Origin of the sequence: Scytonema hankhaensis NUACC26, assembly GCF_045865695.1 — a bacterium.
Taxonomy (GTDB): Bacteria; Cyanobacteriota; Cyanobacteriia; order Cyanobacteriales; family Nostocaceae; genus Scytonema.
In genome coordinates, this window is the sequence record NZ_BAACAP010000247.1 from 134073 (window position 1) to 155752 (window position 21680).

The 21680-nt window shown below is 38.9% G+C and carries 21 protein-coding genes and 1 tRNA gene; 2 read left to right on the forward strand and 20 right to left on the reverse strand.

Features of this window, described 5'->3' with window-relative positions:
- From ACKTT2_RS45180 to ACKTT2_RS45225, 10 genes are all read right to left on the reverse strand, one after another.
- Nucleotides 1-849 carry a hypothetical protein gene (locus ACKTT2_RS45180; RefSeq protein WP_407899021.1) on the reverse strand — a complete coding sequence of 283 codons (849 nt, stop codon included), beginning with the start codon at nt 847-849 and terminating at the stop codon, nt 1-3.
- Nucleotides 850-1842, reverse strand: a complete 993-nt coding sequence (locus tag ACKTT2_RS45185) for a hypothetical protein (protein ID WP_407899023.1) — start codon at nt 1840-1842, stop codon at nt 850-852.
- Nucleotides 1839-3284, reverse strand: coding sequence for a hypothetical protein (locus ACKTT2_RS45190; RefSeq protein WP_407899026.1), 1446 nt, complete (start codon nt 3282-3284; stop codon nt 1839-1841). Before ACKTT2_RS45190 ends, ACKTT2_RS45185 begins: the two co-directional genes overlap by 4 nt.
- A gap of 402 nt (nt 3285-3686) precedes the next feature.
- A complete protein-coding gene (locus ACKTT2_RS45195; RefSeq protein ID WP_407899028.1) occupies nt 3687-4892 on the reverse strand; it encodes a hypothetical protein in 1206 nt (401 codons plus the stop codon).
- Between the two features lie 68 nt (nt 4893-4960).
- Nucleotides 4961-5821 carry a hypothetical protein gene (locus ACKTT2_RS45200; protein WP_407899030.1) on the reverse strand — a complete coding sequence of 287 codons (861 nt, stop codon included), beginning with the start codon at nt 5819-5821 and terminating at the stop codon, nt 4961-4963.
- Between the two features lie 8 nt (nt 5822-5829).
- Entirely contained in the window at nt 5830-6774 is a 945-nt protein-coding gene (locus ACKTT2_RS45205) for a hypothetical protein (protein ID WP_407899032.1), read from the reverse strand.
- Between the two features lie 11 nt (nt 6775-6785).
- The gene (locus ACKTT2_RS45210) at nt 6786-7040 is read right to left on the reverse strand and encodes a hypothetical protein (protein WP_407899035.1); all 255 of its coding nucleotides are present in this window, start codon (nt 7038-7040) and stop codon (nt 6786-6788) included.
- On the reverse strand, nt 7037-7318 hold the full coding sequence (locus ACKTT2_RS45215) for a hypothetical protein (protein WP_407899037.1): 282 nt from the start codon (nt 7316-7318) through the stop codon (nt 7037-7039). Before ACKTT2_RS45215 ends, ACKTT2_RS45210 begins: the two co-directional genes overlap by 4 nt.
- 3 nt (nt 7319-7321) lie before the next feature.
- Entirely contained in the window at nt 7322-8017 is a 696-nt protein-coding gene (locus tag ACKTT2_RS45220) for a hypothetical protein (protein ID WP_407899039.1), read from the reverse strand.
- Nucleotides 8018-8019: 2 nt separating this feature from the next.
- Nucleotides 8020-9303, reverse strand: coding sequence for a hypothetical protein (locus tag ACKTT2_RS45225; RefSeq protein ID WP_407899041.1), 1284 nt, complete (start codon nt 9301-9303; stop codon nt 8020-8022).
- Between the two features lie 115 nt (nt 9304-9418).
- On the opposite strand from ACKTT2_RS45225, the gene ACKTT2_RS45230 reads away from it, so the two are divergent.
- Both ACKTT2_RS45230 and ACKTT2_RS45235 read left to right on the forward strand, forming a co-directional pair.
- Nucleotides 9419-9649, forward strand: coding sequence for a helix-turn-helix domain-containing protein (locus ACKTT2_RS45230; protein WP_407899043.1), 231 nt, complete (start codon nt 9419-9421; stop codon nt 9647-9649).
- On the forward strand, nt 9649-10497 hold the full coding sequence (locus ACKTT2_RS45235) for a hypothetical protein (RefSeq protein ID WP_407899045.1): 849 nt from the start codon (nt 9649-9651) through the stop codon (nt 10495-10497). The genes ACKTT2_RS45230 and ACKTT2_RS45235 overlap by 1 nt, the downstream gene beginning before the upstream one ends.
- On the opposite strand, the gene ACKTT2_RS45240 is transcribed toward ACKTT2_RS45235, so the two are convergent.
- The 10 genes from ACKTT2_RS45240 to crtB form a co-directional block, all read right to left on the reverse strand.
- A complete protein-coding gene (locus tag ACKTT2_RS45240; RefSeq protein ID WP_407899047.1) occupies nt 10494-11216 on the reverse strand; it encodes a hypothetical protein in 723 nt (240 codons plus the stop codon). The two genes, ACKTT2_RS45235 and ACKTT2_RS45240, sit on opposite strands and share 4 nt — an antisense overlap.
- Nucleotides 11209-12729 carry a hypothetical protein gene (locus ACKTT2_RS45245; RefSeq protein WP_407899049.1) on the reverse strand — a complete coding sequence of 507 codons (1521 nt, stop codon included), beginning with the start codon at nt 12727-12729 and terminating at the stop codon, nt 11209-11211. Before ACKTT2_RS45245 ends, ACKTT2_RS45240 begins: the two co-directional genes overlap by 8 nt.
- Before the next feature lie 2 nt (nt 12730-12731).
- Complete coding sequence (locus ACKTT2_RS45250) at nt 12732-12872, reverse strand: hypothetical protein (RefSeq protein ID WP_407899051.1); 141 nt, start codon at nt 12870-12872, stop codon at nt 12732-12734.
- A 150-nt stretch (nt 12873-13022) separates the two neighbouring features.
- Entirely contained in the window at nt 13023-13757 is a 735-nt protein-coding gene (locus ACKTT2_RS45255) for a hypothetical protein (RefSeq protein WP_407899053.1), read from the reverse strand.
- Nucleotide 13758: 1 nt separating this feature from the next.
- Nucleotides 13759-15030: a hypothetical protein gene (locus tag ACKTT2_RS45260; protein WP_407899055.1), complete on the reverse strand. Its 1272-nt coding sequence runs from the start codon at nt 15028-15030 to the stop codon at nt 13759-13761.
- A 2-nt stretch (nt 15031-15032) separates the two neighbouring features.
- On the reverse strand, nt 15033-16715 hold the full coding sequence (locus tag ACKTT2_RS45265) for a glycine zipper family protein (protein WP_407899058.1): 1683 nt from the start codon (nt 16713-16715) through the stop codon (nt 15033-15035).
- 2 nt (nt 16716-16717) lie between these two features.
- A complete protein-coding gene (locus tag ACKTT2_RS45270; RefSeq protein ID WP_407899060.1) occupies nt 16718-16858 on the reverse strand; it encodes a hypothetical protein in 141 nt (46 codons plus the stop codon).
- A gap of 168 nt (nt 16859-17026) precedes the next feature.
- Nucleotides 17027-20317: a hypothetical protein gene (locus ACKTT2_RS45275; protein WP_407899062.1), complete on the reverse strand. Its 3291-nt coding sequence runs from the start codon at nt 20315-20317 to the stop codon at nt 17027-17029.
- Nucleotides 20318-20538: 221 nt separating this feature from the next.
- Nucleotides 20539-20625 (reverse strand) — tRNA-Ser (locus ACKTT2_RS45280).
- Nucleotides 20626-20748: 123 nt separating this feature from the next.
- Nucleotides 20749-21678, reverse strand: a complete 930-nt coding sequence (gene crtB, locus ACKTT2_RS45285) for a 15-cis-phytoene synthase CrtB (protein WP_407899064.1) — start codon at nt 21676-21678, stop codon at nt 20749-20751.
- Nucleotides 21679-21680 lie beyond the last annotated feature (2 nt).

Sequence of the window (21680 nt, forward strand, 5' to 3'; positions counted from 1 at the left end):
TTAATAAATTGAATAGTAGGCGTTGATATTTGCTGCGATCGCTGCTCTATTGGCTTCGTTATTAAATGGATAGAAAATTAATTCTGATAATTGTACAGGGGCATTTTGAAAGCTGTTAGTTCCTCCAATGTGAGCTACTGTTTGAGAGTTTGTGACACTGAATAATCCATCATAGGTGTTATTTTTGTAGAAAACACCATCTCCACTACTACTACGATGCATTTCTAATAAATAGATTGAATTCAAAGATAATCCCGAATTAGCATTTCTCTCAGCGCTAGCACCGTAAGTTCCCCACTTATTAGCATTTGTATTAATCAAAAGCATCATTCCACTAGCACTATTAAAATTGTTACTTGAAAAAAGACTCCTGTATCCAGACATTGACCCTATTATCTTGAGAACGGCAAATATACTGAATCCATTAATTGATAAGTTTGGATGGCTGAAGCAGTCATTAATTCCATCAAAAGTAATAGTCGGTTTCCCATTCCAGCTATCAATAGTTCCTCCATTAATTATCCTTGGTTGTGCTGTAGTTGTGGTTTGTATATTGTGATTACTGTTCTTACTTAAATCGTAGGTAGTTGTTACAAAACTATTAGCGAGAATAGCAGTGTTAGCTAAAGAAGTACTATCTATAGAATTATTACTACTAAAACCAATATCAGTTTCAATATTGGTTGTCTCATTTCTGACTCTAATGCAAGCACCACTATAATCACTTTTAAGCTTCCTCAATCCAAGCGCAAGTGTTGCGCCAGAATATTTATCGAGGAGTAATTGATTTGTTTTAATATTAATCTTGCCCAATTTACCGGGCGGAAGTGCGTTTCTTAATAAGCTCACTTATACCTCCCACCAAATAATGTAGCCTTGAACTGATACTGCACTCGCTAAATTGATAACAAAAGAATTACCAGTATTTAATATCAAAGGATAGGAATAATCGTTGGCATGGTCTGTTAAAGGCATAACCCCAGTAAAAGCAGTCGAACCATCTTTTAATACGATCGCAACGCTAGAAGCGCAAGTAAAATAAAGACCAGATATATTGATAGATTTACCAGCCGCAGGAGTAATAATTATGTTGTCTCCGGCTGTTGAAATATTAATTAGAGATTTTTTAATAGTCGGTTTGATTAAATCTTTAATTTGTAATAATGTAGTTTGGCTCGCTACATCTGGTGGTAACTGAGTTCCACCTGCTAGAGCCGCACCGCTTTGCCAATACACAATCTCACCTTTAATTGTTGCTCCAGCAGCTTTTGTAATTGTTAGCTTTCTATCTGTTACCAAACATTTTGGCTGTACGAAGTTTTGCGAATAAATCTCCAAATTGTAAATAGGAGAAATCGCCGTATGAGAGTTAGCAGCAGTGGAAGAATTAAAGTTAAAATCAATTGGGTTAGCACAATATAAAGCAATCGTACTAACCCTCAACCCATTTCCAGAAGAAGGGACAACAATATCGTAAGTTCCAGCAGCAGCAGGAAGGTCGATAATGCCCGTTTCTGTTGCGATCGCAGTATTAATTAAGAATCCCGATTGGTCGCTAGGGAAAGTGACTGAGAGGGATTGTGCTGTTGTTTTCTGACCGAGTGTTGCGGGGAAGCGATCGCGGACTTGCCCTAATGTCGCGTCAGTTGCTATTCCATTAGGAAAGCTTGCATCGACGGGAATTTTGCCATTAATAAGTGTCGGTAGGCGATCGCGTATCGCTATGGAAGTATTGTCTTTAGCTAAAGCAGAAGTATCAATAGCACCACTATTACTACCTTGATTTTGAATGGCAACTAATATATTTGATAGTAAGTTTTCAATCTGTTTTTTATTAATCATACTCCTCGACCTAGAGATTGCATGAGAGTTTGAACTGCATTATTAAAAATTGGAATTTCAGTAGAAGTAAAACCCGTACCAATAGAGTAAAATCTAAGTTGATAATTGCTATATTCCCTATAAATCTCTGTTGCGGTAGAACCATTGTCTTCTCGATATTTTTCCGCTCCCGCAGATAAGTAGGTACTATTAAAATTACCTTCTTGCGTGGAATTATTTGTCACTAATTGATTAGTTTTTGAAATAGATAAAATTCTATTGTTATAAGTCGGAGCTGAAAGTAAAATTAAACCTGGAGAAGAATTATAATTTGCGTTAGTTGTCCCTGTCGTTGGTCTACAGGTAATACCTATAATATTTAAATTTGTGACTTTAATACTTAAATTATTATCATAATCTTGAGCGTCTCCTAGATGAGAAAACTTTCCACCAATCAGAGTTGTAGGAGTATTCGTCGCTGTAATATTGGCAGCATAAAGCGACAAATGATGATCGCCAGTTGATAAATAAGTACTCGGCGCTAAACGAATATCGAATTTCTTATTATTCTGTATAAATATTCCTGTAACTTCTGAATAATCAGAAGTAGAAAATTCACTTAAATTAACAGTATCTCCGAAAGCCGTTTTTAAAAGAACTCTCGCTGAAGATAAATTATTTCCCGCTAGAGGTGCTAGTTCTCGTATTTTAGTCCAGAGATTATTGTTTTTAAGAGTTTTTACAAAAGTGTCGATAGCAATCAGACTGCTATCATTAATAGTACTGCTATAGGATAAAATATTATTTCTATAAGTCTGTACATCAGGATCTAGAGTTGAATAATCTAAAGGTGGTGGAGACGCTATGACGTTTTCATCGTAAGAATATCCCCAAATTTCTAAGTTCGCTCCAGCCGTTGTCGATAAAAAATATAAACTTCCCGACCACTTGCGCTCGCCGAACTCCAGTTTTCCAGTATTACCAGCAAGTAAAGTATAAGCGTTACTCGTGTTTACCTTATTTGCCAAATAATGCCAAGATATATCGGTATTTTCGCGGCATAAGAAATTAATCCAACAAACGTTAGAAAAATTACGAGAATAAACTTGATTGGAGTTAGCGATCGCGAGTGTAGGTTGGTCGATTGGGTAAACGGGTTTTATATTTAGCGCATTTTTAACTTCAATTAAAGTGGCTTCGGTTGCTAGATCTCTTAATAGTTGTTCGAGTTCGTTGAGGTTAGTCGCTGATTCGATCGCTGCTTTAATTTCAGATTGATTGGCTCCCGATCCCGTCGATACTCCTCCACTAAAGTTATTGCTACCTTCAGCTATTATTAATAGTAATGTTTGTTTTATTTCATCTATTCTGAGTTCGTCGTACTTCCGAAGAACACCATCGTTAAACGCATTGTAAAGTTGGTTGTAACGGTCTGCAATAACTTGAGTCGTTATTGCTGGCATATCATGTTATGTGTAGAAAAAAGTTACAGGTATATTTCACCAGTATATCTATTAAATAATCCAAATGCTTTACGACGCACTTTTTGTGCTTTTACAATTGGCGGTTTCTTGCGCGATCGTAACGCTAATACTCCAAGTCCAATCGTACCGTGAGCGCTGTTGCTCCCGTATTTTCCGTTTTTGTTTATCTTATGCTCCTATAGAACGTACGAATTATAGATATATGAATAACAAAAGAGGGACATTGTAGCCCCTCTGAGAGTATTGTAATTGAGTGTTTATGAAATTAATTAACACGTCCATTTAATACCTGAAATATTTGGTAATATTATTTATTTATAATTATCTAAATCTTCATAATTTAGTATTTATACTAATATTGATTACCTTCAAATATCCAGTTTAGAATACGGTTCTAGCTGCCATGCGACGTGCTATTGGTACGATTGGACATCCCGCAGCTAACGATACGATTTCGTCAGACATTGGTATCTTAGACTTCTCATAAACACGCACCATAACAGCACTATTCTCATTAGAAATACGACCATCTTCCTGTTTAATATTTCGCATTTCCATAGTGATTCCCATTCCTAATTCTCCAACTCCTTCTTTCAAGAATACAATGCGATTTTCATTCAAGAAACGCGCTCTATTTACGAAATTTGAACGGGTATTGGTGGTTGTGGGAGTTGTGGTTTCAACGTCATATGTTTCATCAGCACCAGCAGTAACAATTGGTGGCAAGTTGTTGTTTGACATAATTTCTTTCAACATTGCAACACCAACAGAACCAACCTGAGCTAAACCAGCAGCTTGCCGTGCTTTGTGAATGGTAGCTTCTTGATTGCGAAGATGAACGCAAGCTCTGTTAGACATCCAGATAGCATCAGGAAGGAAGCCATTAGTGTCAACGTAATCGAGACACATTTGTTCAATCATACCGATACCATCCGCATTAGCGTAATCAGTCCATCTGTTGAGACGACGATCTGCTGTATTACCTGTGTCAGTTAATGTTGCAGGGAAGTGAAGTGCATCGTATGGTTGTTCTGTTTCACGAAAGTTGAGAACAGCAGTACCCTTAGTAAGGGGATCGTTGTTGAGAGTAACAGATCCGTAGGCTACACTTTCTACTGCCATTTGCTGAAATTTATCCATAACTCCATTAACGACTGATTTTACAGAACCAAACAAATAATTAACTAATGCGTCGTTAACGCTAATAATTTTTCCAGTACCGGGATCTACACCACTGATAACACCAACACCTTTATACATTGCTTCGTTCATAACCTTTTGCATTTGTTCTTGAGCCAAGGTATCAAACAAATGACCTTTACCTACTCTTAAAGCGTTGACGTTAATTTTACCAAATCCACCGTAACCACTAGTAGGAATTGGAGCACCTTTAGCGACAATGGAAGCAACTGCATTTACAGTTTCAGTAACGTAGTAAACAAAATCTTCGGTGTTGTATGTTTGAATAGGCATAAATTGCCAAATTGTTCCACTTCTTTGTTGACGACGAAACGTAGTGTCATCTATTAACTTTTCTGCAATTTTAGCTTGTAATTTTTCTGTTAAAAATTGTTGAATAATAGCCATATATATGAGGTAAAGTTTCGATTAGTGAGTAATCGAGGACTCAAAAACCTCATGTCTTCTATGGTTGTTTAGAACTTGTATCCAAAATGAATCCGACCTTTGAAGATGTTACGGATATTGTCATCAAAGTGAGGAAGATGTTGAATGCGGCAAGCAGCAGACTGTGTATACAACGCAATGGTGTGGTTAGGATAGATGGTGAAGTCAATAGAGTGGTTGTGTAAACCATAAATTTCATCGACCAGAACGCCAACTACAGCACCAATAGGTAGAGCAACAGTAGCGTTAGCGGCAAGCGTAAACGTACCAGTGGTGTAGTCGTAACCTTGAATAGTACCGATCGCTGTAGTGTTGAATGCGAGTGCAGCACCAGATAGAGTAGAAGTAACAGTACCACCTTCAGAGATTGCGTAAGTTGATACACCATCTTTACCGAACACGTACACAACGTTAGCTAAGTTCAACGCATAAACAAATTGGTTAATACCAGCAGTATTGTTGATGGCGGTTACAACTTCTTGTGCAGTTATAGTGGTGTTGGAAGTGGTAGCAGTAGCTGTAGCTGTATAACCACTAACCGTTACTGTCTGGGTTTGAGTAGCACTAACAGAAGTGATAGTGATGGTGGCGTATGGTTGAATTACATACAGTACATCGCCAGGAATGAATACTTGAGGTACTACTGGTTGTAATGTGTTAGCGGATGTGCTTGTAGCAGTTTTAACGGTAGAACGTGGTAGAAAACGATTGACGTTACCTACTTTAGCAACAAACAAGCCAGCAGGAACAGCTTTTACAGCAGCGTTGTTGATGGAAACATGAGCTGCACTGATGCTTACAGATTCAGAGGCTATATGATGTTCGCTGTTGGTTGTAGCGAAAATGGGCGGATCTACAGTGTAGAAACTGGAGCGGATGAAGTTAGACATGAATTATCCTAGTTGCGGTTGGTATTCAGAGCTTTGACAAACTGGTTGGCGATCGCATCGAGTGCTTGTTCTTCTTCGAGTTCTTCTTCGGAAACTTCTTCCAATGCTTGATAACCGAAGTTAGCAACAACAGGCATGGTTTCCAGAACGCGCAATACTTTGTTCATTGCGTACAGTTCGGTAGCGGCATCGACTGAATTCTTGTGGCAGACGGTAGAAAAAGCGGCAATGCGATCGCTATCTGTGGAGAAGTTACCAAGCAATTTTTCTACCACGTTTGGAGGTACGCGACCTTCATCAACCAAAGACCATGCGCGACTTTCGATATCGGCGAGTTCGTCCTTGACAATACCAGTAGCTTTGAATTCGGCAATTTCAGCTTCGAGTTGAGATACGCGAGAATAATCTGCGTCATTTTCATCGGATTCATCGGACTCTTCTTCATTTTCAGACTCAGCTTCATCCAGGTAATCGTCTAGATCTTCACCGCGAGCTTCGATACCGTATACGAGAAGGGTAGCTTGGTCGTTTTCATCCAGTTCGAGAGCTTCAGCTACATCAAGGGAAAGTTCGTCAGAAGGTTCGATTTCACCAGTGATGACATCTAGAATGTCGTTAGGGTCGTATCCGGTAGCTTCAGATAAAGCGAGACACCATTCTTCTACATCATCAAATCCATTAGCTTCACCGAGTTCGAGGAGAGCTGCACCATATTGAGAACCAACTGAGAATTCAGCATAGTCGCCACCGTCAGAATACTCAACATCTTCTACTTCTTGAGTTTCTACACCGAGAATTTCAGCTACACGAGCTTGATATTCAGCGTATGTTTGTGCTGTATATGCTTCAAGTTTTTCTTCATCGATTTGACCTGCGTCAAACATTTTCTCGAAGTTTTCAATTGTTTCAGCCAACAGATCGGCGTTATATTGTAGTGCTTCTTTTGTATCCATGATAGTAATAATTATTTTTGACGTTTATATTGCGATCGCATTACGAGTCCAGTACCAGCGAGTGTTCCAGCAATAACACCGTATCGTTCGCCTAGAGCGCCTGTTTTGTTGAAGGTGTCAACTGCTCTACCAAGACCCCATCCCAGACCTCCACCAACAGCAGCAGCATTCGCTGTATCAACATTCCAGAATGATTTCCTTAGTTTTCTAAATTTGTTTTTACTTCCTCGCGATCTGCTGAACTCACAATCAGATAGAAAAATCATTTGTTTTGATTGCGATATTGGCTTGCTATTCCCAGTGCTGTTCCACTCCCAAGTCCTGCTGCTGTACCAATTAAAGTTCTTCGGAATGTATTTTTAGGATTGCTAGTTAGTAGTCCGACTGCTCCTCCTATTTGAGCGCCGTTAGCAGCAGCACCAGCAGTATTAGCATTCCAGATAGATCTGCCGAGTTTTCCCAATACCGTTCTTCCTAATTTCTTGTTTTTGCTGCCTCTTTTTCGTCCAAACTCTACTGTAGAGAGGTCAGATAGAAAAAACATAGTTTATTTCTTTTTCTTGTTTCGATTCATCATTTTATATGCGCCATATCCAGCACCAGCAAGACCTGCTGCACCAAGAGCACCAGCGCCAATCAGACCAGCTTTACCGACTTTGCCGGATTTCCATACGTTACCGAGTCTATTAGCACCTTCACGTAATACGCCAGCGTTTGTATTACCAGCTCCAGTTTTAGTAGTAAGTGCAGTACCAGCACGCTTTGCAGATGCGCCAATTTTACCGGGAACTTCTTTAGCTGCATTCCACGCACGATCGGGAGCACCTTTGTAATCGTAGTTTTTGACTTTGGAACCAAAAGACTTAACAGCAGCTACATCACGATCTAATTGACCGCGAGCACCACCTGATGCAGCGTTTTTAGCAGTGTTAATATTCACTTTTTGTCCTTTTGCTGTCATTTTACCAATGTTTGTATCGGTATAATTTTCAAAATCTTTTGTTAACCGTCGTTTAGCTAATGATGTACTGGCAGCAGCACCACCATAACGAGCAGCACCACCAACTGCGGCAGCGCCTGCTAAACCAGCAGCGCCAGCAGCAGCGTAGAAACCAGCACCACGACGTTTCCGCTTGGATTTATCTTTACCGCGACCGAAATTGGCAACTTGTAGGTTGTTGCGAGTAAGAGATTCATATTCTGTCATTGAAAAAGCTGCAAGAGGACGACCGTTGTAGTTCATAATTACAGTGGACTATTGGGAACGTATGTATTTTTGTTTCTATGTTGTAAATTTTTAGTAGTAGTGTTACTAGAAGGTGTAAATTTACCACTTCCAGTCATTTGTCTTCCACCTGCTTTATCGATCGCGTTAACTGCGCGACGTTGTTGTCTAGTGCTCAGCATCATAGAACCATTTGGTTTACCGTTACCTGTTACGGTTTGACCTACACGCTTACCCAAACGACCAATTCCAGCAACTTTACCACGACTGGCGTTCAGCATTTTTTTACCAAATTGTTGACCAATTTGCCCGAAGGTTTTACCAGTTGTTTTACGAGTACGAATTGCTCTGATTGCACCACCAATAGCCTGACGATAGCCAAACTCGGCACTGTTCAACGCTTCCATATCAGACATAGAAAAAGCAGCTACAGGAGCTTGAGTGAATCTACCTTGACCTTGCATTGCCGGACGTTGCTGTTGTTGTGGTGAAAAGTTGGGGTTGTATCCACTTTGATTCTGCTGCAATCGAGGGTCTTGTTGTTGTTCTTGCTGCTCGTTTTCTTGACCCATACCAATCAATTCGATAAAGCGATCGACAAACTGTTCGACAGCTTGCATTTGAAGTTCATTGGGGTCAGTGCCGTTGAGCATTTCATCATCTGCAAACTGAATGTTCTGAGTGATGATCCATAGTTTTTCAGTCAACTCGCGATATTCAGCTTCCAGTTGTTCCATTCGATCGTCGTCGTTTTCGAGTTCGTCAAATGAAAGTGCCGATGATTGGAAATTTGCTGAATGTTTGTGAAACAGTGTCATTCCTACAATTGCAGGAGTGGAAGTTAGTGAAACTTCGCGGATACATTTAGTAGCTAAATCAATACCCGCACTAATCGTGCGAACGATGTTCTTGCTTACTTTTTCTACCGCATTGTCAGCTTTGATAACAACTTCATCAGCGAAGATGCCCAACTTACCAATAAGATGTTTGGCTTTTTTGTTTGGTAGGTTTTGTTCGGTAATTATTTCAACACGAACGGGACTTTCGAGTTCGCCTACGGTGCTATCAACAGTCTTTTGATGATCGAGTAGTATGGGGACAGGATTACCTTGCTCAAACAATACGTTCGTGTTTTGAGCAACTTGTTGTATGAATTGTTTGTCAAATGTGTGTTTGCGCTTCTTACTATCTGTATGTTCGCCTTCAACTAGTATGAGTGCTTTCTTTCTAATACCACCATCTTCAGTAACTGAATAATTGCTGTTATCTATACCTCCAACATTGAAGTATGTGATTTTCGACATATCAATAAGTCATAAACAGCACTTTTATATATGCTTGTTATCTGTTTCTCATATTACACACATTATGTTGCATATAATGTATAAAGTAGTAAAATATGAAAAACATTCATACATAATGAACAAACCACATTTAGAAGCAACGCGCAAACTTATCGCAAACAAAATAAAACGTGCAAGAGAAGAGGCTGGTTTGTCTCAACGTACACTTGCTGAAACAATGTTTTGCGATCAATCAACTATTTCTTATATTGAACGTGGTAAAGTGGGTGTTCCTCTTGAAAATTTAGTCGAGTTTAGTAATGCTCTCAACAAACCAATCATATATTTTCTATCGGATATAGTGTAATGCCACTTCATCAAGTTGACGTTAAAGGATATACTCGTAAAGGAAAACTCGTCAAAGCATACAAACGCAAACAAGACAAAAAGAATATAGCGTTAAAAGTTGCCATCGGAACAGCATCTGCATTGGGAATTAGTGCTGCAACGTATCTGGTGTTGAAGAAGCGCTATGTAAACAATCTGGATGATATAGCTAAAAATCTTAAGGTAGACCCATCATTAGGTAAAGAGTTCGACAAGAACATCAAAGATATTACTTTTACCATTGGTGGTTTGACAGGAAATGCCGCACAAAAAAATACAGATCCTCACAGTCAAGCAAGATTCATGTCAGCATTTATAAACAACCATTTATCTAATGCAGACAAAAAAATTCACAAGGTTGTAGCTCTACAGCACTCGTTTGATACAGACAATAAAAAATTAACAATAGTGAATATTGCAGAAAGAGTAGAATTATTGAACAAACCGTTTTTTACTGGTAGAAACAATGAAGCTGCAAAATTAGCTGAAGAGATCTACAATTACTCAGTGAAGAACCCGGACAAACAAGTAAACATTTTTGGATTTAGTGCTGGTAGCAATCTAGGAAGAGATGTTCAATATATTCTTGACAAAAAAGGAGTTAAGGTAAATTTGGCAACAATCGGTAGTGCGAATTTTAGATTGACTCCAGACAAAAAATCTTTGAATTTTGTTGGTACAAAAGATTACGTTCAATCTGTCAAAACAAAAGGTTCCATAATGATACCCGATGCCGAGCACCATCCAGAACCCTATTTGAAAAGTGAGATTGTACGAAATGAATTATTTAAATATTTCTACAATCAAAAACCATACACCAAAAGTTAGAAATAAATCAATCTTCGTAACGCTCGAAATGCAGCACCTTTATATCGTCCTCCAAGTTGTTGTTTTAGTAATTTGGCTATTTCTTTACGTTGTTTTCTCGCCTCTTTTAGTTCATTGATATTTTTGTTACCAATCGTTTTTCTACGATTGCTGTTTATTTTCTGGTACAAGTCTCTATCGAGATCGTAGTTACCGTAACCGCCAATCAATCCTTTGGCGTTATTCTGCCTCATCTCAAGATTGTATTTGTTTTTTCCATCTCTTCTGTCAATCAAATCCCAAAAATCTTCACCCGTAGCTTTTGTAGTAAGGCGGTTGCTTTTCTTTAGACTGCGTTCCATCTGAAGATCGACATCCAAGGTTTGTTCTGGTGTCAGATCTGGCACGTTATGTGGTCTATATGGATCTACTTGTATTTTCTCATTCAAGAATTTCAACGGTTTGTTTTCCAGATCTACAATTATTTTACCAGCAGCATCTCTCTTGACTTTTGATTGGGAAATTTTACCAATTTTCGCCAAATATCCATAACCCGCACCAGCACCGATAGCACCTACAGTACCCAAACCGACAAGAACTTTACTTGTATTGGTGAGTTTGCGTTTACCGTCTTTGTCAGTCTTGACAAACGTTTCTATAAATTTGTTGTGTCCTTTGACAATTTTTCCTTTGCGTGTAAATGATTTTACTCTAACTTCTTTTTTGTTGAAGTTAGCCATTTTGTTTTTTCAATTTATTAAAGAATGGATTCAGTCGTTTGGAAGCTTTGACAATCTTTCCTTTACGTACATATTGCTTGACTTTTACTTCTCTTTCTTGAGGTTTCTTTATCAATTCCACTCCCTTCTTACCGAGAGCGTATGCACCAAGACCGCCCACACCAAGTATTGCCGCACCAGCCAACGAACGACTTGGATTTGCTTTGATAAGTTTAGCAGCACCTTTGAGTAAATTTCCATCACCTTCTTTTTCTAATAAGTATTTAGTTGCGCTAAATCTGTTACCAAATGCTCGCAACTTCTCTTTCGTTTTGAGTGCGTTACCGCCCATTCCACCTTGTTTTGAATTCGCAGCTTTTTCTAACTTCAGTGGATTACCGAACGGATCGTCTGGGTCGTAAGAGAAACGATTCTTGTCGTTGAAAAATTCGTCTGTACCTGGGATATATATTGTCTTACCAACTCCTGCTGCTCCAAGAAATGGAGATTTCAATAATTTGAATGCCCAACCACCAACAAGTCCGACTTGTTTTGTACTTTTTTGTTCAAATATTTGCTCTGCTAGCGATTTTCTTAATTTCAATAATCTTTGAGCTTTAACATTGCCAGCTTTTGCTGATTCTGATAACAATTCTTCTAAGCTATTCTTGTGAGCATATACGTTATTTTTTTGAAGAACGTATTCTCCTTTAATTTTGCGATCGAGTTTCAGATTACCAGCTTTTATATGTTTATTTGTTTCAGTCGCTGCTTTCTTGATATCGTCTGTAAATTCTTTGAATAGTTTATTGTATTTCTTCTGAGTTTTTCTTATTCCTTTGACTCTATTCTTGTCGTTGTACGCTCTTTTCTTCAAATCGTCTATAGCTCGAATTTCTTGTTTTTTCCAAATCTTTTCTTTAGCCAGTTGTTTTTGTAGTGCATCTGGATTTTCCTTGTAGTAACTTGCCCATCTTGAGTCCAATGACTTTAGAAAGTTTTCTTCGTTAAGATTATCGAGTTCTTTCACCGCCTTGTTTCGCATTGGTGAAATTATATTTCCAATAAATTTCGCTCCACCAACCACGTCTTTGTCTGTCAATTTACTAGCTTTACTTCCCCGATAGCCGAGTACTTGGATTTTTCTGGTGACAACATCACCTAAAGAACTCAGAGGATTGCGATCGCTCCAAAATGGGTGGTTTGGATTCTTACCACTAATAAATGTATATCCTTTACTTCTTTCAAGAAATTCTTTTGGTAATTTCATAGACGCTGTAACGCCGCCTTCAGAACCACCGTATTTTGGATCGAGGTATCCTTCTTTGATGATGTTGGCTGCGGCTTTCTTACTGGTACCGTGTTGTTCTAGACGTGCTCCGAGTAATCTAGGAAGACCACTACGAACTGATTGAACGCCAAGAGCACCAGACCCTCCAATGAGGGCAGCACCCCTTATTTTTCTACCAATTTGACGATCTTTTTTATCAGATTCATCGTTTTTGAATTCTGCAAAATCTGATAGAAAATACATGGTTATTTATTGTTTCCGTACTTATTGTCATACATACGTTTTCTGATAGCACCTACGCCAGCACCAATACCGCCACCTACAATTGCATTTGCACCGCTATTGATAGCTATATTTGCTCCAATTAATCCTGCATTTTTACGCAATGAGGGTTTTAATCCACCTGCTTGTAACCCATTTCGTATAAGTTTTCTGCCTGCGGGTGTATCAAGTGATATTGCTGCTGGTACAGCATAAAGACTTGCGCCAATTGCAGCACCTCTCAGCGCATCACGCCGAATAGAAGGACGGCGTTTTTATTTGTCTTTACCGCGACCAAATTCAGCTATATCAGATAGAAAATACATATTGAATAATCCTAAGAATTTTTTACGTTGACCCAACTTGGGAGTTGTTGTATATGCGGCTGTCAAAATGCGCGGATCTATTTTTCTACCTTTACTTTTATTTCCTGTTGTTGTATTGAAATACTGACCGACTTCTTCATGCATTCTTCGAGTTAAATCTCCTTGAGTTCTTGTCTGTTGTCGTGCTTTGCGTTGTTTGTCAACTATTGTTTTTTTAAATTCATCAGACGCTCCAGCTAAATCACCAGTTTTCGTATGAGCAATAGCTGCACGTTGAGCGTCAATTTTCTGGTTTAGTTGGGTGCTTTCTAGAAAACCTTTACGTAACTTCATTTTAGTACGCCGTACTTGGTCGCGAAGGTTTTTACCTATTGCAGCAGCAGGAGATCCTTCATTTTGTCTAGAAACAGAACTTCCCATATTTTCGAGAACATCCAATCCTTTACCGTAAACACGTTTTACAAAACCCGGACTTTTTTTGAACTCATCATAAGCGGCAGCATTGCCAGTCTTGAACGCCTTATTAATTGCTCCAATTCTTTTTCCCGTGTATACAGTACCAGCTACAGCCCCAACAGCAGCAGCACCAGCAGCAACTTTTACTCCAGTTGCCAACCAATTACGTTTTTTGCGAGGAGTTTTATCTTTGGCTCCAGTAGTTCTAGTAAAATTTATATTTGTCATATTATTTTGATTTATTTTGTTTGGATTTACGGTATGAAGTTTTGTATAATCCGAGTCCGAGTACGGCACCAGTAGAACCATAACCGAGTGCATTGTGAGTTGACATTTTGTGATTCACGTCATTCAAATAATCTTCGACATTATTCAAAACCCTGTGACTGTTTGCTGTACGTCTTTGAATGTTTCTACCAATTCGTTCACCTTTACGTTTGAATTGTTCGCGAAGTACATCATTGGTATTTATTTCTGGAATATTTATACTTCCATCTCCTAACAATTTTATCTCAGGTCGAGTTCGGATACTTGTTCTATATTCGTCTACAAGTTTGTTACCAGCATCTGTAAGGCGAGCGTTGGTTCTCTTGTGTATACCATGACGAACTTGTCCGAACACATCCTTTCTCAATTTTTCCATGCTGGCTTTATATCCTTTAGTGCTTACAAATCCTTTACTTATAAGATATCCAGTACCAAGACCAATACCAGCACCCAAAGCAGCAGCACCAACACCTTTTGTAATTTTAACAAAACGTTGCTTACCAGTTTCTTCTCTGTCTTTCTTACCCAACTTTTTGTTAAGTTTGTCAGCAAATTGTCTACCTTGTAGATAACCAAGACCAGCACCCAATACTCCGGTAACGAGTGCAATCTTGCCAGCACGCTTGAGCATTTTGGTTCCATATCTACCAGCTACTTCAGGATCGAATTGTCCCATGGTTCTCACATCGCTAAGAAAACCGACTACTCTTTTACCTTCATTATTTGAATACAAACCGAATCCCAACTTTCGCAAACGATTCGCTGCTTTACTGTTCGGGTCAAGTGTTTTAACTTTCTTCATCAACTTATGAACACCATAACCCAAACTTCCCGCACCACCAACCAATCCACCAAGAACACCTTTATCTATAGCACCTTGCATTCCAGTCAAATCTTTATCTTGGTATGGAATCGTCTTCTTCTGCATATTGAGTAGTGCTTTATCTTCACGATCGCGTTGTTCTTTTGTAAGAAACATTTTTCTACCAATTACATTACCCACAACAGTACCACCTACAAGTCCTGTCAGTGTGCCATAAGTACCCAATATAGCTTTTTGTTCTGATGGTATTGATACTTTGGATAACAGTTTTACAGCACCAATAGTTGTAGCAATTGTACCAAGAGCCGCACCACCAAGAGTAGACCAAGCAACTTTCTTCTTGTTGCGATCGTATGAATTGACTATTTTTCCTTTACGCACGTAACCTTTAACTTTGGTTTTCTCAGACATTATTATTGATCCAGTCCTTTTATCAGTGATAATTTTTCTACAGGTACGCCATATAACTTTGGTTCAACTGGGTAATTGCGCCATTTTTTCTTACCTATGGGTGAATAAGGTGAAGATTTATGTTCCAGATAAGAAGCTCCAGTTAATGTACCACCCATCAATCCAGCACCAATCAGAGCACCTGTACGATTGCGAGTAAGATTACCACCAATTAACGCACCAGTACCAACAGCGAGAACTGAGGGTATGCCTATTCTGAGTGCAGCACCAACACGGGACATACGTTTGGTTTTATCCTTACTTCCACGTTTTCTAGCGAAGGTTACTAAGGAATTGGAGGTAGAAAAATTTAATCTTACACGTTTGTTGTTAGTTACATTTGGATTTGCGATTGCTGTAAAAGACTCTGATTTACGAGATGTACCTTTAATCTTCTTTGTCGAACGGTTCACATTGTTTAAAGAAGTAAAACCAGAACGAGATTTAATACGTTTTATTGGCTTCAATTTACTTTCAACTCTAGACTTTAATTGTTCTATTGTGTTGTCTGCTTTTACTTCCGTTGTTGTATTTGATACGGATTGAGAAACTGCCGATAAATTAGGTTTACGCGATTTATTTAAAGCATATAAACCAGCACCCAACAAAGCAGCACTACCAATACCTATAGCAGTGTTACGTAATAAATTATTGCTTCGTTTTTGTTTATCTTTACTACCCAATCGTCTGCCGAATTCTGCTATATCTGATAGAAAAAAGGATTTACTACTACTCGGACGTAAATCACCCATAGAGAAATGTGTCAAATTATTATGTTTACTAAAGTCATCTAATAAACCACGCATTCTTTCTATTGATTCATCATCCGCGCCGATTTCAACTTTTGGTTTACGAGATTCGATACGTTTATTTAATTCTTTTTGATAAATATCGAGTATATTTTTATCTCTGTTGGCTAGTGTTCGTAACTTATCATAGTACTCTTTCTCCGGTGTGTAGTTGACTTTTAGATCTTCAACATCTACTTTTGGTAACTTAAAATAGTCGCGTAACTTGGTAATTTCTTGTCTCAAATAATCTTGCGTGTAGCGACCACCTTTATTCTTTCCTTTTATTGATTTACCTAACTCATCAATGTATGTCGTCAGTAAGTTGGCATTTGTAACATCTGTAAGTGTTTTCTGGAAACGTTCAGTTCTTGCTCCATATTTTGATATCTCGCGCTCCAGAGCATCGTCACTCATGTTGAGTGCTTCGTTGGTTTTACGATCGATGCTACGAGGACTGAGTTTATTTATTTTCTTTGGTAGTGCTATCTTGGTGATATTTATTTCCTCACCAACATTAACGATCGCATTGTTAGTTGCTCCAACAGGTATATTTCGGGCTACAGATTCCGAATACGCTGGTGCTACTACATTGATGTTCGGCGGATTAACCGTAACTGAAGGAGCTTCAACTTTGATATGTTGTTTGTTTTTTAACAAATCTTTGATATCATCCAAATGCGATTTTGGTACAGTTCCTCGTTTACCTAACATATAAGCACCTGCTAACGCACCAACTCCAAGTGCGCCCACACCACCACCGATAAGTGCCGATCGCAAGTCTATTTTTCTATCGTGTCCTTTGACTATCTTTCCCTTTCGTACATAGGATTTTATTTTTACGTCTTTTTGAGGCATAGTTATTTACGTTTGTTACGATTACGAATTTTGTTAGCGATCGCTTCTCCACCAGCTAACATTGCTCCACCAAGCACAGCAGAACTACCCATAAGAGCCATTACACCAAGTCGCGGATCTACATTTCTAGTGATATGACTCAATCCTTTGTTTAACTTACCACCAAATGGTTTTATTCTTATTTCCTTAATTTTTTCTACCTTGGCGAACTAACACCCAACCCCAACCAGTTGCGTTTTCTGCGTTTGCGTTTATCTTTATCACCTTTACCTCTAGAAAATTCTCCAATATTAGATAAAAAATAAATCATATTACTGAAGTTTATCAATAAGTAAATTAGTCATGCTATATATTTTATTTTTAAGTAATCGTATTTGCTTTCTATACGCTAACACTGTCATAGCCATTAACACTTCATCTTCATTCATGCGCTTGGTCAATAGTTGTTCTATGTCTACATCAATAATACTTTTTGACACTTTATTCAAACGTACATTTAATATCGTTTCTAGTTTTGTAAGTTCTTCCGATATTTCTTTATATTTATCTATTGTAATATTCGATGAATTGTAAACATCATCAAACAGTTCTTCGACTCTTCGTGCTATACCTACGTTATCGTTTTTACGTATTTTAGAAAAGTTTTTGCTAACAATATCTTTAATTTTTTTAAAGTAATCTTCTGCTATATCTGTGTTCTGAAGTACTTGTTCGCGTATTTGAATGAGTTCGTCATAATAACTGTTCGGTTGTAATAATTGAATGCGGTTTCGTAGGGTTGCATCCAACTCTGCTAACTCATTGTACAACTGTCGTCCCGTACTTGTTGACGCAAACACCCCTTTTACATCATCAATTTGTAGCGATGTAGATATAGTTCGTTCTCCATCTCGAATAAGCTGTTGAATGTTACGAATTTGAGCGTACAACATACCGTTACTATCTTGTAAGCTGTTTATGGTTTTATTTAAGTAGTCCAAATCTTTCTTATACGAACTCAATATTTGACGTTTTAATAAACTAGGTGTTGATTTAGTGTAATTAACATACTGTTCGACACGTTGTTGCAAATCGCGCAAACTCTGATTGACTGCATCATTATAGTTAGGACTTACGTTATTTGATGAATGTACTATTGATATGTTGTTACGAACCACTTGGTTAACAACTGTTGAATATTTACTATTTTCATATGGTTGGTTGAGTGCGTTGTTAACTTGTTCTTCAATTGGCGATATGTCAACTATCTCCGGTATGAAGAGTATTGGTAGTGGTGGTTGAATGAGAGGTGTAGCATCACCATCATCTGCATTGTTCGCAACTTTACCAGCAACGCGCATTACATTATCGCGATTTTCATCAAGTGTTTCAACAATACTTCGTACAATACGTGGAACTCGTGGCGTTGGTATGGGATTGGTAGAAAAAATGGGGCGATTTCTGGTACGCCAAAAAGCACCGTACATGAGTACTGTACCGAGTATTCCAGCACCAGCCCATTTAGCTACGTTGTTGTCAAAAAAACTACCTATATTAATTGGTACTGTTATTTTTGGTATATCATTTTCATCTACAGGCGATAACCAACACCCACAATGAGCGTGGAGTGCTGGCATGAGTTGTGGATTGCGGCGCAATTGAGCGAGTTGATAAATACCAGCGCCCAACCCTTCATCTCGCTGCGATCGCTCCCAACAAACAGGACAGACAGTACCATGTGTTTGAAATCCAGGTGTTGGAAGTGCGCCACTTCTCCTAGCTATTTTTCTACTGTCTTTATTTCGAGGTTGGTGTAGTATTTCTAAGCGATGCACGCTTTTATATTTTCGTACACTAGTTGCGGATAAATTTCTTCTGAGATGTTCTCCACTCACATTCCACTTAACATACTGAATGTCGTTATTGATGTAGTAATCCAACCGACCGAGATTGTAAGCGTGTGCCATCTCAGTTTGAGCAATGCGGTGTGTAATGTTGGTTGTTTTAGTTCGCTGCCAATGACGTTTCGCTTGCTGTTGGTATTGTTGTAATTCGTTAACTGTAATAGTTTCTGGCGCTTCTTCTGCAATTAACAGTTGTATTGCTTTACGTTCATCTTCATTTAATGAGTATGTACGATCGCCCGACTTTTGATTTCGTATTGCGGCGAGTGTGTAAACGGCTCCTTTGTTACCTTTTTTTACGTCTTCTTCTAATCGTCTGATTTGTGCTGCTTTGGAATTTTCTCTGGTTTCGGATACCGCACTATTTAGTATGTCGTATGCTTGCTTATAATCATCGGATAGAGATTCACCAGTTATTTTTCGTATATCCTCCACCAGTTTACGATCGTTTACTAAACTGTTACCGTTGAAGTACTGTGGTATGATGCCTGGATTTTCTTTCGTACCGACTAATTGTTCGTGGTATTTTTGAGCGAGTGGTTTTGCTAAATTGTTGAGTCGTTGTTCCAGGTAAATCTGACCGAATTCTGATTGTTCGAGATTGGTGCCACCCGCTTGCTGTTGTTCGTAACGACGTGATGTTACTTGCTGTGTTGCTCGTCCTTTACCGGATTTGATTTCGCGGGTCGGTATAATATTGCCTTTCCTTACAGGAGGTGTCGATCGCTGTTTTGATTCGCCAATTTCGCGCACTTTCTTTTCACGGGGTTGACGTGGAACTCGTGGTTGTGCATTTTCAATTCGTTCTAATTCGTCGAGTACTTTCTCTCGTTCAATGTTGAGATATTTTTCACGTTGTTTGATGTCGTTGATACTGGTTCCATCTTCACGAATCCTGTTGAGATTGTAAGTACCGTTGGGTTTCTTGTATTTACTATTGAGTTCGTCCAACTCATCATTTATTGCTTCAATTTGCCTGTTATTTGTGGGGGCGGTTCTTTGATATTGTGGTGTGCCGTTAGTAAGTACTGGTTGAGAGCGAACCCTTTTTCTACCAGTTTTTTCTACAGGATTTTGTTCTGTTTTAATAATAGGAGTTGTAACTTCCCTTTGTTTTCTAATACGTTGGGGTTTGTTAGATTCAACAGTTTGTAATTCTATAAGTTTTGTAAGTTTATCTTGTTTTTGTTGATTGAGTTCTCGCTCACTTTGTTGTATTGCTTGCAGTGCTTTATTGCGATCGTCATCGGTGAAGGTTCCCTTGCGACCGCTATCTTTTAGTATTCGGTTAAGTTTATAGGAACCATCTTCTTTTTTATAATCAATGTTAATGCGTTCTATCTGAGAATTTATCTGGTCTATTTCATCACTGAGTTGTTTGATTTCATCGTTCTTTTTCTTGGCAAATTCCGCCAATTGACTGTTGTTATGAAACTTCGCTCTTATATCATTTGCTGCATGATTAATTCCTAGGTTCCAACTGTTATTCCACAGCGACCACAGTGCGTTCTTGATGGGTAGAAGTAAGTTGATGTCGGATTTCCTTGTACCGAGGATGTAGCGGATTACATTTTGCTCTAGTTCCCGTTCAAATGAAGCTGTAACGAGGTCTTGTTCGCTGACGTATCGTTGGGTTGTTTTGTCTTGTTGTGGGGTTTGTGGGCGTTTGGAGAAGGTGCTGAGGAGATTGTTTTGATTTAATACAAATTGTGTCAACATGATTTTCAGATAATAATTTATGCGCCGATCTGTAAATCATACAACGTCTTTATACTTATTCTATCTTGGTAGATTTTTAAACAATGACTGTACTTAAAAATGTAGAAGGAACTGTAGAAACAGTTCCTCCCTATGCTAGATGATTTAGACATCTGCTGTTTTATTCGTAGAAAAATTTGTAGAAGACTTAATTTAAAATCTTCTACGAATGGCTGAAATAACGGAGAGAAGGAGATTTGAACTCCTGAACACCAAAAGATGTTAACAGATTAGCAATCTGCCGCTTTCGACCACTCAGCCACCTCTCCAGGGTCACGAATACTAATAGTACCAGAGTAAAGATTGAAGTGTCAATAGTTAATTGTCATTTGTCATTTGTTCTTTGTCCTTTGTTCAACTAATGACAAATGACAAATGACTAATGACAAATCTCATAACACTTGTGCTCGCAGCCATGCCACTGGTAAGGTACGTAACTTTTGTATTTTCGGCACGTAAGCACGCTGATTGAACACGTCATAATCGCTGCGTTCAATAACCTTGAGAATTCCACTGTAATGGATGAGAGCTGCCCATACGGGTAACCGCGCATCAGCAGATAGATAGCTGATTCCTCTTTCTGCTTTTGCATAAAATTGGCGCGTTCTGGCTATTTGGAAGTACATCAACGATCGCCATCGCTCGTCAATAACACCTTGGATCAAATCTTGCTCGGTGTAATTGAACTTCGCTAAGTCTTCCAGGGGAATATAAATTCTCCCCCGACGTGCGTCTTCTCCGACATCGCGCAGGATATTGGTCATTTGACTGGCAATTCCTAGAGAAATTGCCTCTTCGGTAGGATTGTGGGGTGGCTTACTCTTGTACCAAGGGGCTGTTTGGTTAGATGTATCCACACCCATAACTGCTGTTGACATCAAGCCTACAGTACCAGCGACGCGATAACAGTAGAGGTACAACTCTTCAAAGGTTTGGTAGCGACTTCGGTATAGATCCATGCGCTGACCCTCAATCATGTCCAGATAGGGTTGAATGTCCATCGGACAAGAGTGAAGCGTATCCACGAGAGCTACATCGAAGTTATCCTCTGGCTGTCCTGAGAAAACGGATTTCAATTGCTGCTCCCACCGATCCAAAGTTTCCGGTGTGGTAATAGCAGCAACAGGACCGTCCACTAGTTCATCTGTACGACGACACCAAGCATAGATTGCCCAAATATGCTTGCGCTTTACCTTACTCATCAGCAAAGTAGCCAGGTAAAAAGTTTTGGCGTACTTTTCTGTGAGTTGGCGACAAAGTTCGTAGGACTCGTCTACCGAGACCAACGTTTTTAGGCGTGGGGGAGAATCAGGCAGTTGCAGCA

Coding starts and splice junctions, on each gene's coding strand:
- ACKTT2_RS45185 (WP_407899023.1), bottom strand. CDS start 1,842: ATGATTAATAAAAAACAGATTGAAAACTTACTATCAAATATATTAGTT.
- ACKTT2_RS45190 (WP_407899026.1), bottom strand. CDS start 3,284: ATGCCAGCAATAACGACTCAAGTTATTGCAGACCGTTACAACCAACTT.
- ACKTT2_RS45195 (WP_407899028.1), bottom strand. CDS start 4,892: ATGGCTATTATTCAACAATTTTTAACAGAAAAATTACAAGCTAAAATT.
- ACKTT2_RS45200 (WP_407899030.1), bottom strand. CDS start 5,821: ATGTCTAACTTCATCCGCTCCAGTTTCTACACTGTAGATCCGCCCATT.
- ACKTT2_RS45205 (WP_407899032.1), bottom strand. CDS start 6,774: ATGGATACAAAAGAAGCACTACAATATAACGCCGATCTGTTGGCTGAA.
- ACKTT2_RS45210 (WP_407899035.1), bottom strand. CDS start 7,040: ATGATTTTTCTATCTGATTGTGAGTTCAGCAGATCGCGAGGAAGTAAA.
- ACKTT2_RS45215 (WP_407899037.1), bottom strand. CDS start 7,318: ATGTTTTTTCTATCTGACCTCTCTACAGTAGAGTTTGGACGAAAAAGA.
- ACKTT2_RS45220 (WP_407899039.1), bottom strand. CDS start 8,017: ATGAACTACAACGGTCGTCCTCTTGCAGCTTTTTCAATGACAGAATAT.
- ACKTT2_RS45225 (WP_407899041.1), bottom strand. CDS start 9,303: ATGTCGAAAATCACATACTTCAATGTTGGAGGTATAGATAACAGCAAT.
- ACKTT2_RS45230 (WP_407899043.1), top strand. CDS start 9,419: ATGAACAAACCACATTTAGAAGCAACGCGCAAACTTATCGCAAACAAA.
- ACKTT2_RS45235 (WP_407899045.1), top strand. CDS start 9,649: ATGCCACTTCATCAAGTTGACGTTAAAGGATATACTCGTAAAGGAAAA.
- ACKTT2_RS45240 (WP_407899047.1), bottom strand. CDS start 11,216: ATGGCTAACTTCAACAAAAAAGAAGTTAGAGTAAAATCATTTACACGC.
- ACKTT2_RS45245 (WP_407899049.1), bottom strand. CDS start 12,729: ATGTATTTTCTATCAGATTTTGCAGAATTCAAAAACGATGAATCTGAT.
- ACKTT2_RS45255 (WP_407899053.1), bottom strand. CDS start 13,757: ATGACAAATATAAATTTTACTAGAACTACTGGAGCCAAAGATAAAACT.
- ACKTT2_RS45260 (WP_407899055.1), bottom strand. CDS start 15,030: ATGTCTGAGAAAACCAAAGTTAAAGGTTACGTGCGTAAAGGAAAAATA.
- ACKTT2_RS45265 (WP_407899058.1), bottom strand. CDS start 16,715: ATGCCTCAAAAAGACGTAAAAATAAAATCCTATGTACGAAAGGGAAAG.
- ACKTT2_RS45275 (WP_407899062.1), bottom strand. CDS start 20,317: ATGTTGACACAATTTGTATTAAATCAAAACAATCTCCTCAGCACCTTC.